Source organism: Streptomyces sp. NPDC104371, from assembly GCF_055583785.1.
Window position 1 is genome coordinate 500,348 of record NZ_JBVJNF010000002.1, and the last position, 11,668, is coordinate 512,015.

At 69.4% G+C, this 11,668-nt stretch carries 9 protein-coding genes and 2 tRNA genes; 2 read left to right on the forward strand and 9 right to left on the reverse strand.

What is annotated here, in order from left to right:
* Positions 1-2 precede the first annotated feature (2 nt).
* Positions 3-1,457 carry a catalase gene (locus ACZ60T_RS08115; RefSeq protein ID WP_469665245.1) on the reverse strand — a complete coding sequence of 485 codons (1,455 nt, stop codon included), beginning with the start codon at positions 1,455-1,457 and terminating at the stop codon, positions 3-5.
* A 143-nt stretch (positions 1,458-1,600) separates the two neighbouring features.
* On the opposite strand from ACZ60T_RS08115, the gene ACZ60T_RS08120 reads away from it, so the two are divergent.
* Entirely contained in the window at positions 1,601-2,017 is a 417-nt protein-coding gene (locus ACZ60T_RS08120) for a Fur family transcriptional regulator (protein ID WP_365622094.1), read from the forward strand.
* Positions 2,018-2,281: 264 nt separating this feature from the next.
* On the opposite strand, the gene ACZ60T_RS08125 is transcribed toward ACZ60T_RS08120, so the two are convergent.
* The 4 genes from ACZ60T_RS08125 to ACZ60T_RS08140 all read right to left on the reverse strand — a co-directional run bounded on the left by ACZ60T_RS08125 (position 2,282) and on the right by ACZ60T_RS08140 (position 7,587).
* Positions 2,282-2,355 (reverse strand) — tRNA-Met (locus ACZ60T_RS08125).
* Positions 2,356-2,444: 89 nt separating this feature from the next.
* Positions 2,445-4,250 carry a tetratricopeptide repeat protein gene (locus ACZ60T_RS08130; protein WP_469665246.1) on the reverse strand — a complete coding sequence of 602 codons (1,806 nt, stop codon included), beginning with the start codon at positions 4,248-4,250 and terminating at the stop codon, positions 2,445-2,447.
* A 231-nt stretch (positions 4,251-4,481) separates the two neighbouring features.
* A tRNA-Met gene (locus ACZ60T_RS08135) sits at positions 4,482-4,555 on the reverse strand.
* Between the two features lie 44 nt (positions 4,556-4,599).
* The gene (locus tag ACZ60T_RS08140) at positions 4,600-7,587 is read right to left on the reverse strand and encodes a UPF0182 family membrane protein (RefSeq protein WP_469665555.1); all 2,988 of its coding nucleotides are present in this window, start codon (positions 7,585-7,587) and stop codon (positions 4,600-4,602) included.
* 165 nt (positions 7,588-7,752) lie between these two features.
* Between ACZ60T_RS08140 and ACZ60T_RS08145 the strand changes: the two genes are divergently transcribed.
* Complete coding sequence (locus tag ACZ60T_RS08145; RefSeq protein WP_469665247.1) at positions 7,753-8,298, forward strand: PPA1309 family protein; 546 nt, start codon at positions 7,753-7,755, stop codon at positions 8,296-8,298.
* 102 nt (positions 8,299-8,400) lie between these two features.
* Here the strand turns inward: ACZ60T_RS08145 and ACZ60T_RS08150 are convergent, their stop codons facing one another.
* The 4 genes from ACZ60T_RS08150 to ACZ60T_RS08165 all read right to left on the reverse strand — a co-directional run bounded on the left by ACZ60T_RS08150 (position 8,401) and on the right by ACZ60T_RS08165 (position 11,640).
* Complete coding sequence (locus ACZ60T_RS08150) at positions 8,401-9,498, reverse strand: YlbL family protein (RefSeq protein ID WP_469665248.1); 1,098 nt, start codon at positions 9,496-9,498, stop codon at positions 8,401-8,403.
* A gap of 80 nt (positions 9,499-9,578) precedes the next feature.
* On the reverse strand, positions 9,579-9,743 hold the full coding sequence (locus ACZ60T_RS08155; protein ID WP_365622082.1) for a hypothetical protein: 165 nt from the start codon (positions 9,741-9,743) through the stop codon (positions 9,579-9,581).
* Positions 9,744-9,926: 183 nt separating this feature from the next.
* Positions 9,927-10,388 (reverse strand): molybdenum cofactor biosynthesis protein MoaE, encoded by a 462-nt coding sequence (locus ACZ60T_RS08160; protein WP_365622079.1) that lies wholly within the window; start codon positions 10,386-10,388, stop codon positions 9,927-9,929.
* A gap of 91 nt (positions 10,389-10,479) precedes the next feature.
* Positions 10,480-11,640 (reverse strand): SDR family oxidoreductase, encoded by a 1,161-nt coding sequence (locus ACZ60T_RS08165; protein WP_365622076.1) that lies wholly within the window; start codon positions 11,638-11,640, stop codon positions 10,480-10,482.
* Positions 11,641-11,668: the final 28 nt, after the last annotated feature.

An 11,668-nucleotide genomic window follows, 5' to 3' on the forward strand; every position in this document is an offset into this window, starting at 1 on the left:
GATCAGCCGCGCAGTGCCTGGACGGCGGCCTCCAGACGCTTGCCGAAGTCTCCGTCGGCCTGACGGAAGTTGTTGACCGCGCGCTCGACGATGTCGTCACGCGAGACCTGCGAGATGGCGCCCGCCAGGTTGGAGATCAGGCGCTCCCGCTCCTCCTCCGACATCAGCCGGTAGAGGTTGCCCGCCTGGACGAAGTCGTTGTCCTCGGCGTGATTCGGCGCCTCGTGGGTGCCGGTGCCCCCCGTGAAGTCCGAGGTCGACTGCCACAGCGGCCGGTCCGTCTGGTACGGGCCGCCGAAGCTGTTCGGCTCGTAGTTCTTCGCGCCCTTGTGGCGGCCGTCGTACAGATAGCCGTCACGGGAGTTGGTGCGCGCCTCGGTGGCGTGCGGGCGGTTCACCGGCAGATGGTCGGCGTTGACACCGACGCGGTAGCGGTGGGCATCGCCGTACGCGAAGAGGCGGCCCTGGAGCATCTTGTCCGGGGAGGGACCGATGCCCGGTACGAAGTGGGAGGGGCTGAAGATCGACTGCTCGACCTCCGCGAAGATGTTCTCCGGGTTGCGGTTCAGCTCCAGCTTGCCGATCTCGATCGGCGGGTAGTCCTCGTGCGGCCACACCTTCGTGAGGTCGAACGGGTTGAAGCGGTAGGACGCCGCCTCGGCCGCGGGCATGATCTGGACCTGCACGGTCCAGCTCGGGAACTCACCGCGCTCGATGGCCTCGCGCAGATCGCGCTGGTGGGAGTCGGGGTCCGAACCGGCGAGCTGCGCGGCCTCCTTCTCCGTGAGGCACTTGATGCCCTGGTCGGTCTTGAAGTGGTACTTGACCCAGAAGACCTCGCCCGCCTCGTTGTTCCACTGGTAGGTGTGCGAGCTGTAGCCGTTCATGTGACGGTACGAGGCCGGGATGCCGCGGTCGCCGAACAGCCAGGTCACCTGGTGGGTGGACTCGGGCGACAGACCCCAGAAGTCCCAGACGTTGTCCGGCTCCTGCGAGCCCGTGTACGGGTCGCGCTTCTGGGTGTGGATGAAATCGGGGAACTTGATGGCGTCCTTGACGAAGAACACCGGGGTGTTGTTGCCGACGAGGTCGTAGTTGCCCTCTTCGGTGTAGAACTTCAGCGCGAAGCCGCGCGGGTCGCGCACGGCGTCCGGGGCCCCGAGGTTGCCGGCGACGGTCGAGAAGCGCAGGAACGTCTCGGTCTGCTTGCCGACCTGCGAGAGGAACGCGGCGCGCGTGTACGGGGTGACATCGGCGGTGACCGTGAAGGTGCCGTAGGCGCCCGCGCCCCGGGCGTGCACGACACGCTCGGGAATGCGCTCACGGTTGAAATGGGCGAGCTTCTCCAGCAGGAGCTGGTCCTGGACGAGAACCGGGCCGCCGACGCCCGCGGTCTCGCTGTTCTGGTTGTCGGCAACCGGAGCACCGGCCTCCGTCGTGAGCGGTCCCTGCGTCACGTGCGCCTCCTTCGTTGTGCTGACCAACTCTGCCCCTTGGCCAAAGTCGAGTTCGATCCTACAATGGACCTTGTCTAAGTCAAGCCATACTCCAAAGTCACACCCGTTCGGGACCTGGTCCCCTTGCTGTTAGGCTGGTCTGTATGAGTGACCTGTTGGGACGGCTGCGCGGACGCGGATGGCGTATGACCGCGCAGCGGCGCGTAGTGGCCGAGGTCCTCGATGGCGAACACGTCCATCTGACGGCCGACGAGGTGCATGCCCGTGCCGTCGCCAAGCTGCCCGAGATCTCCCGGGCGACGGTCTACAACACGCTGGGCGAGCTGGTCTCGCTGGGCGAGGTGCTCGAAGTGAGCACGGACAAACGGGCCAAGCGGTACGACCCGAACGCGCACCGGCCGCATCATCACCTGGTGTGTGCCCAGTGCGGCGCGATCCGCGACGTCCACCCGACGGGCAACCCACTGGCCGACCTCCCCGACTCGGAGCGCTTCGGCTTCACGGTCTCGGACGTCGAGGTGACGTACCGCGGCCTGTGCCCGAACTGCTCCGCCGCGTAACCACGTTCCTTGAGTCCCGGTACCTGTGAGGTGCCGGGGCTCCGTGTTGCGTACGGTTCCTCCGGGCGTCTACCTCTCCGCGTGATCCCGCAAACCTGACGGAGCGTCAACTCGCTGATCTCGTCCGGAACTTCGCGTCGCGGAGGGCGGAACTTCACCTCGTGGCGGGCCGAACTTCGCCTCACGGCGGGCGGGGCCGGGAAACAGTGGCCGTAAAACGCCTCAGGGCCGGAACCCTTTCGGATTCCGGCCCCAGGCCTTCAGTAGCGGGGACAGGATTTGAACCTGCGACCTCTGGGTTATGAGCCCAGCGAGCTACCGAGCTGCTCCACCCCGCGTCGGTGAACGCAACATTACGTCAAGGACGTGGACCGAGGCAAATCGCTTCCCGTCAGGCTTCCTGCCACGCTTCTCGGCACGCTCTCCGTCACGCCGACAGCTCCTGGCGCAGCGCGTCCCGCAGCCGTGCCGCGCGCTCGGCCACCTCCACCGGCCCGAGCGACACCGCCCGGTCCGCCCAGCGCTGCCCGTCCGCCAGCTCTCCCCGGCGCGCGTAGACAAGGGCGAGCCGCAGAGCGGCCCGGCCGTGCCCGGCGTCCGCCGCGCGCGTCCACCACAGCGCGGCCTCCGGCTCGCTGCCCTCCCGCGCGAGCAGCAGCCCGAGGTTGAACGCGCCGTTGCGCGACCCGGCCTCGGCCGCCTGCCGGTACCACCGCGCCGCCTCCACGACGTCACCCCGCGCGGCGGCCAGCATCCCGACCCGCACCTGGGCCCGCCGATGGCCCTGCGACGCCGCCCGCTCGTACCACTCCTCGCACTCGTTCCGCTCCTGCGAGGGCTCGCCCAGCTCATGCGCGGACCGCGGCGGACGGCGCGCGTCGAGCAGCATGGCCAGGCGGTACGCGGCCTCCGCGCTGCCGCCCCCCGCCGCGCAGCGCAGATGCCGCTCGGCCGTGCGCTCGTCCCCCTCACGCAGACGCGCGATGCCGACCTGGAGCGCCGCCTCGCTGTGCCCGGCCGCCGCCGCCCGCTCGTACCACCTGAGGGCCGCGCCGTTCTCGCCCCGGCCGGCGTACAGGATCCCGAGGTTGAACGCGGCGTCCACGCTGCCCGCCTCGGCGGCCTTGGAGAACCACGGCTCGGCGCCGGTCGCGTCGCCGCCCCGCAGCAGCAGGATCGCGAGCGCGTTCGCGGCCTCGCGGTGCCCGGCGTAGGCCGCCCGCCGGTACCACTGGTCGGCCTGCGCGATCCGGCCCTGCTCGGCGCAGAGCAGCCCGAGATTGTAGGCGCCGTTGACATCACCGGCGTCCGTCGCCGCGCGGTACCACCGCTCGGCGGTCTGTGTCTCGCCGCGTTCGGCGTGCAGCGCGCCCAGCGCGTTCGCGGCATTGCCGTCCCCCTGCCGGGCGGCCCGCAGCCACCAGTCGGCGGCGCTCTCCTTGTCCCCCGCGTCCCGCAGCAGGAAGCCGAGCGCGCAGGCGGCCCGCGGCTCCCCGTCCTTGGCGCTGGTCAGATACCAGCGCCCGGCCTCCTTGATGTCGCCGCGCCGCTCCAGGATCGCCCCGAGATGCAGCGCGGCCCGCCGGTGCCCACGCGCCGCGGCCTGCCGGTACCACTGCTCGGCCTCGGCGAGCACGGACGGCTTGACACCGTTGTCATCACCGGGCCTGCGCTCGCGCTGGGCCTTGCGGTCGAGCGCTCGCGCCAGCCGGTAGGCGGCCTCGCGATGCCCGCGCTCGGCCGCGGCCCGCATCCAGCGCTCGGCGCCGTCCTCGCCGCGGTGCTCCAGCAGATCGGCGAGCGCGTACGCGCCGAGGGTGTGCCCCTGCTCGGCGGACTGGCGCAGCCAGTACTCCGCGGCGGGCTCGTCCCCGCGCTCGCGGTGGTGCCGTCCGAGCGCGTGCGCGGCGGCGGCGGATCCGGCGACGGCGGCGACCCGCCACCAGCCGGCGGCCTCCTCGGCGTATCCGCGCTGATGCAGCAGCACACCCAGGTTGTTGGCGGCGGCGCGGTCACCCGCGGCGGTGGCGGCGCGCAACTGGGGCTCGGCTCCGTCGAGATCGCCACGGCGCAGCAGCATGGCCCCGAGGACGCTCATCGCCTCGACGTCGCCCGCTTCCGCGGCGATGCGTCGGCGCAGTTCCTCGACAGCCTCGCCGGTCTCGTCCCGTTCGGCGGTCTGCACAAATCGCCCTACCTCGTACAGAGTTGCCTTGTCCCCCATAACGTCCATCGTCGCACCACCCGCACCCTGGGTACAGCCGCTACACCGCAGTCAGTGAGGTCACTTCAGCGTTTTGTCGACATGCCCACAGAGAGACAAGTCAAACACAGAGTGGTCAACTCCCCTTGTCGGCAGCCGCACTTCACGCGACGTACCAGGTCACGGCGCATGCCCCGCGTGTCGTCACCGCACACGCCAAGGGCCCGGATCCATGATCAGGATCCGGGCCCTTGGCTTTAGTAGCGGGGACAGGATTTGAACCTGCGACCTCTGGGTTATGAGCCCAGCGAGCTACCGAGCTGCTCCACCCCGCGCCGTTGTGGAACAACCGTACCACGGCGCGGGGCGGGCTGATCAATCAGCCGCTGTCGGTGGACTTGCCGTCAGTGCTCTCACTGCCGGTGGTCTTGCCGTCAGCGTTCTTGCCGTCCGGGCTCTTGCTGTCGGTGCTCTTGCTGTCGGCCTTCTTGCCGCCGCCCGACTTGTCGGCCGCGGCCTGCGCCTCCTCGGCCCGCTTCAGTGCGTCCGCGAGGTCCTTCTGGGCCTTGTCGTACGCCGTGAAGTCGGGCTTCTTGAGGGCCTCCTGGCCCGCTTCGAAGGCCTTCTTCGCATCGCTCAGCGCCTGTTGGAGCTTCGGGTCACCCGAGGCCGGCTTGCTGTTCCCCCCGCCGTCGTCCTTCGGCGGCGAGGTCGAGGCCTCCGCGCCGAAGACCTTGGTGAGCGCCTGGTCGAGCGTGTCCTCGAAGGCGGTGTGGCCGCCGTAGGTCACCAACACCTTGCGCAGCAAGGGGAGCTTGAGCTGACCGCCGCGTACGTACACCGGCTCCACGTACAGCAGTCCGCCCTCGAGCGGGACGGTGAGCAGGTTGCCGTACTCGACCTGCGAGTCGCCGCCCTTCAGCAGCCTGATCGACTCCGCGATGCTCTGCTCGGAGTTGAACTGGCTCTGGACCTGTTTCGGCCCGTCGACCGTTCTGCTCGTCGGCAGTTTCAGGATTCTGATCTTGCCGTAGTCACTGGTCCCCGCCTCGGCGTTGACCGCCATGAACGCGCCCAGGTTGTCACGGCCGTTCGGGGTGAACGTCGTCGTCAGGGAGAACGTCTGCGCCTGCTGGTCGGGCATCTTCATGCTCAGGTAGTACGGCGGCACCGCGTTGTTCGACTCGTTCGTCGGGTCGTCCGGCACCTGCCACACCTCGCTGCCGCTCAGGAACGTCGGAGCGTCCTTGACGTGGTAGCGGGTCAGCAGCTCGCGCTGCACCTTGAACAGGTCCTGCGGGTAGCGCAGATGGGCCATCAGCGCCTGCGAGATCTCGCTCTTGTCCTTGACCGTGCCCGGGAACGCCTTCATCCAGGTCTTCAGGACCGGGTCCTTGGTGTCCCACTGGTAGAGCTTGACCTCGCCGGTGTACGCGTCGACGGTCGCCTTCACCGAGTTACGGATGTAGTTGACCTGGTTCTGCTGAGCCACCACCGCGCGCTGGGTGTTGGCCGCGGTCAGCGAGTCGGCCGTCGTGTCACCGAGGGTCGTACGGGAGGCGTACGGGTATCCGTTCGTCGTCGTGTAGGCGTCGACGATCCACTGTATGCGTCCGCTCACGACCGCCGGATAGGCGTCGCCGTCGATGGTCAGCCACGGCGCGACCGCCTCGACGCGCTCCTTGGGCGTGCGGTTGTACAGGATCCGCGAGCCGTCGCCGATGGCGCCGGAGTAGAGGATCTGCGGCTCGCCGAACGCCACCGCGTACGCGGCCCGGTTGACCGGGTTGGAGAGGCTGACCCCGCTCTTGCCCCGGTAGCTGGTGGTCTTCTCACCGTCGTCGTCGGGGTAGTCGATCTCCTTCTGGGGACCGCCGACGATCGAGTACGTGGTGGTCTTCTCGCCGTAGTAGACCCGCTGCTCGTACGAGGGCAGGTCACCGGAGGTCGGGAGGTTGGACTCGGTGAAGACCGGCTGGCCGTTCCCACCGGCGTCGGTGCCCTTGGCGGCGACCATGCCGAAGCCGTGCGTGTAGCGGAAGTGGTCGTTGATCCAGTTCCGCTTGGAGGCCGGGATGCCCTCGAGGTTCAGCTCACGCAGACCGACGACCGTGTCCTGGTCCTTGCCGTCCTTGGTGTAGCGGTCGACGTCCAGGTTGGTCGGGAACGCGTAGTAGTTCTTCATCTGCTGGAGCTGGGTGAACGTCGGGGAGACGACGTTCGGGTCCAGCAGGCGGATGCTCGCCGTGGCGTCGGCCACATCGCGCAGCTTGCCCTGGTTCTTGTTGTCGCTCTTGCCCGCGTACTCCGAGACCTGGGCGCCGTCGATGCCGTAGGCCTCGCGGGTCGCCTCGATGTTCTTCTCGACGTACGGCGCTTCCTTGGCCTGCTCGTTCGGCTGGACCTGGAACTTCTGGACGATCGCCGGATACAGCCCGCCGATGAGGATCGCGGAGAGGACCATCAGGCCGAAGCCGATGACGGGGAGCTGCCAGGTCCGCCGCCACAGCGTGGCGAAGAACAGCACCGCGCAGATGGCCGCGATGCAGAACAGGATCGTCTTGGCCGGCAGATAGGCGTTGGCGTCGACGTACCGAAGGCCCGTCCAGTCACCGGTCGCCTTGAAGTCGCTGGACTTGACCGCGAGGCCGTACCGGTCGAGCCAGTAGGCCACGGCCTTCAGCGTGACGAAGACGCCCAGCAGCACCGACAGATGCCCGGTCGCCGCGGCCGTGGCGCGCGAGCCCGGGGAGGTGAGCCTGAGGCCGCCGTACAGGTAGTGGGTGAGCGCGGCGGCGATCAGCGCCAGCACCGTGGCGGCGAAGCCGAAGCCGAGCAGGAAGCGGTACCAGGGCAGGTCGAAGGCGTAGAAGGAGACGTCCAGGTGGAACTGGGGATCCTTCTGGTGGAAGGGCACGCCGTTCACCCACAGCAGCCACGTACGCCACTGGCCCGCCGCGGACGCTCCCGAGATCAGGCCCACCAGCGCGGTGATCCCGAGCAGCAGCCACTTCTTGTAGGGTGCGATCCCCATGCGGTAGCGGTCGAGGCTCTGCTGCTCCGCGGACATGGCGCTCAGCGGGGGGCGCATACGGTGCGCGAGCCAGATGTTGAGCCCGACCGCGCCCGCCATCAGCAGTCCGAAGACGAAGAAGAGTCCGGCCTTGGTCCACAGAGTGGTCGTGAAGACGGACGAATACCTCACCGATCGGTACCAGAGCCAGTCCGTCCAGAAGCCGGCGAACATGATGAACGCCATGCCGAGGACGGCGAGGACCCCCAGTGTCATGAGCAGGGTCCGGGCTCGCCGGGACGGGCGGCCCACTCTGATCCGTGGCCCCGTCGGGCCTCCGCCGCGGTCCGGCATCTGGAAAGCCAAGGTGCGCACCTCGAAGTTCGCTGTTGAATACGTCAGGCCCTCGCGAACGCGGACCGTGGACGAGGCTCCACGATCGAGGAGCCTCACCTATGCAACTTACTGGCGCTTTACTCGGTTCCCGCTTCCGGGCAAGAACGAGGCAGGATTGTGACCATGTCCAACACTCCCATGGCAGCGAGCCCCCTCACCCGGGCCGTACTCGAGATCGACGAGTACGTCTCCGGCTTCGGCTGGGACCAGGCCGCTCGCCTCTTCGCCCTCGTAGACACCGCGCGGCTGCGGACCCAGGAACCCGTGCTCGCGGCCCAGCTCGGCCTGGCGGACGCGTCCGAGGCCACCTCCGGCCTCACCCCCATCGAGCAGGAGGAGATCCCCGCCGACCGGCCGCTGGACGAGTTCCTCGGCACCATCGCCTGGCCCGACGCCGTGGCCGGCTGCGCGCTCACGGTGGAGCGGCTGATGCTGCCGCCGTCCGCGGAGACCCAGGTCCCGCAGGGGCTGACCGGGAAGAAGCTGACGCGGTGGGTCGCCGAGCACCCGGACCGCCAGGAGGTGCGCATGACGGTGGCGGTCCTGCGCGACGGCACGCGCGAGTCGGCGGTGCGGCTGCGCGAGAAGGACTCGCCGACGGAGGTGCTGACGGGTCCTGAGCTGGTGCCGGGCCTCGCGGAGGCGCTGTCGGCGACGTTCGCGGACTGAGCGCGCGCGGATACCTGCTCATAGGTGCGTGAGGGGGGCGCCCGGAATCTCCGGGCGCCCCCCTCACACGTACACGCGCCTCTCACGTACACGCGCCGTACGTCAGCTCCCGGTGGTGCACTTCGGCAGGTCGGTGGTCTTCCCGGTGCGGATGTCGTCGAGGGCGTTCAGCGCGTCCTTGATCGTGCCGACCTTGACGAGCGTCAGCCCCTTGGGGACGTCCTTCGCGGCTGCCGAGCAGTTGTCCTTGGGCGTCAGGAAGTACTGCGCGCCCTTGTTGCGCGCACCGAGCGTCTTCATCTCGATGCCACCGATCGGTCCGACCCGGCCGTCGTCGTCGATGGTCCCGGTGCCGGCCACGAACTTGCCGCCGGTGAGGTCGCCCGGGGTGAGCTTGTCGATGATGCCGAGGGCGAACATCAGACCGGCGCTGGGGCCACCGACGTCGGCGAGCTTGATGTCGATGGTGAACGGGAAGGTGTTGTCGGTCCCCGCGGAGATCCCGACGATGGCCCGCTCCTTACCGCTGTCCTGGGACTCCTTCGTGGTGATCGTCACATCCCGGGTCGTGGTGGCCTTCTTGTGCGCCTTCACGGCGGCGGCCTGCTCCTTGGCGGGCACGATCGTGAACACGACGTCCTGGCCGGGCTTGTGCCGGGTCACCAGCTTGGAGACGTCCGCGGGCTCCTTCACGGCGGTCCCGTCGACGGCCTTGATGACATCGCCCGCGTGCAGCTTGCCTTCGGCGGGCGACCCCTTGAGCACAGTGGCGACGATCACCCAGGACGTCACGGGGATCTTGAGCTGCTTCAGCGCGGCGACCTTGGCGCTCTGCTGGGACTGGCTGAACTCCTCGGCGTTCTCCTGGCTCGACTGTTCCTCGGTCTTGCCGTCCGGGTAGAGCGTGTCGTGCCGGACGACCAGGCTGTCGTGCGCGAGCCAACCGTAGATGGCCTCGACCAGGTTCATGTTGTAGTCGGCGCTGGTGACCCGGACCGTGGTCATGTTCAGATGACCGCTCGCCGGATAGGTCTTGTGCCCGGTGATCTGCAGCACCGGCTCGCCACCGTGCTCAGCCAGCGTGTTCACCGTCGGACCCGGAGAGAGCTCCGAGTACGGCACGTTGATGAACACTCCCGCGCACAGGAGCGCGATCAGCATCAGGGTGGAGGCGAGCATCGTCGCGGTGCGGCGTGGCATGGAACGACAGTACGGGACAGTGCTGTGAGCACACCTCCGGGGCCGTACGCGCGCGAGGACGGCCCCGAGGTACGGGGCCCTCAACTACCGGAGTGGGACTTCTCCATGGCCTCGCGGAAGCGTGCGTAGCCGGCGAGTTCGGAACCGTCGCCCGCGCCCGTACGGTTGCGGCTGGCCCAACCACCCCACAGTCCGGCGCCGATCGCAGCAACAAGCGGAATCAGCAACCACGCGAGCGCCGCCATGCCGACCTCCCAAACCATGAGTGTCCGCCGCTGACTGATCAGCAGACTAATCATCCGCACTGACAACGCTCACGGGAGGGGTGCGGTTACGCAAGCTGAGTCCGATGAGTACTCGGTTAACCCTATGAGACGTATGCCGACGCACACGCGTGAGCCGTGCGTCGCGGGCCGGGGAGGGACGGATCAGCAGGCCCCCACCCACTCCTCCGTCCCGTCGGAGAACCTCTGGTGCTTCCAGATGGGCACCTCGTGCTTGAGGTCGTCGATCAGCTTGCGGCAGGCCTCGAAGGCCTCGGCACGGTGGGGGCACGACACGGCGACGACGACGGCGAGATCACCGACCCGCAGCTCCCCGACCCGGTGCACCGCCGCGAGGGCCCGCACCGGGTAGTCGGCGACGACCTTCTCCGCGACGCGCCGCAGCTCGGCCTCGGCGCGGGGATGGCACGAATACCCCAGCGCGTCGACGTCGGCCCCGCCGTCGTGGTTGCGTACGGTCCCGACGAACAGCGCGGTCCCACCGGCGGCGTCGTCCCCGACCGCCCGGAAGACCTCGTCGAGGGAGAGCGGGGTGTCGCGGATCGCGAGCAGCTTGACGGGCTCGTCCGCCGCCTGTTCACCGAGGTGATCACTCTGAGGTGCCATGTCCCCATCGTGCCGTACGCCGTCGGCACCGAGGACGGACACCGGGGAAGAGACCACGGCACACGCGCGTGTGCCGTGTGACATGTGAGGCTTACAGGCGCCGTCGGGCCTTCCGCGCCCGGCGCACCACCGCCGCCGCGCCCAGCAGGGCGACCGTCGCCCCGGCCGCGCCCGCGGCCGTCGCGTCCTTGCGTCCCAGGCGCCGGCCCACCACGGTGTGCCGCCCGGCCACCTCCTCCAGCAGCTCGGCGAGGACCTCCTCGTTCGTCCACTGCGGACGCCACCCGGCCTCGTGCAGCCGACTCCCGCTGACCACCCAGGGATACATCGTGTACGCGAGGTCCCCGGCGGGCGAGGGCGTGAGCCCGATCCGGTGCAGCCGGGCCGCCGCGCCGAGGGCGACCGCGGAGGGCAGTTCCATCCGCCGGATCCCGCTCAGCTCCTCGACCTCCTCCTGCTCCAGCCATCCGTCGCACCCCACGGCCAGCTCCCCGTCGACCTTCTCCAGGGCGGCGTACTCCAGGGCGCTGCACAGATCCTCGACATGGCAGAACTGCCAGGCCGGCCGCGACCCGGCCACCACCAGCAGCCGCGGCGACTCGAAGTACCTGGTCAGCGCCGTGTCCGTGCCTCCGATGAGGACCGCGGGGCGCACGACGGTGACATTGAGCCCCGGATGGGCGCGCGGCGCCCGCCGGCCGAGCCGCTCGATCTCCAGCAGGTCCCCGACGCCGGTCGCCTCCGCCGTCGCCCGCAGCTCGGCGTCCTCGGAGAGCGGCAGTTCGTTGTCCGGCAGCGCCCCGTAGACCATCGCGGACGTGCACAGCACCACCCGGTGCACCCCGGCCGCCGCGGCGGCCGTCAGCACGGTCTGCGTGCCCCGGACGTTGTACGCCGTACGCGCCGCCGCGTCCGTCTCCAGATCGAGGTCGAGGGCCAGGTGCACCACGACGTCGGCGCCCCGCAGCTTCTCCGCGATCGCCGGGTCCCGCACGTCCAGGATGTGCCACTGGGCCGCCGCGCACTCCCCGCGCCGCTCGTCGATGGCGACGACCTGTCTGACCTCGTCGCACGCGGCGAGCCTCTCGGTGAGCAGCGCGCCGATGCCGCTCGCCGCGCCCGTGACCGCGACGACGGGCCCGCGGGCGGAGGACTCGCCGACGCGCTGCGCCGACGCCCGGGGGCTGTCGTCGGCCGACGGACGGGCTGATCGGTTTCGCGCTGCGCGAACCTGCGGATCTGGGGAACTCACCAGGCGTCTCCAGCGGTTGTCTTCAGTA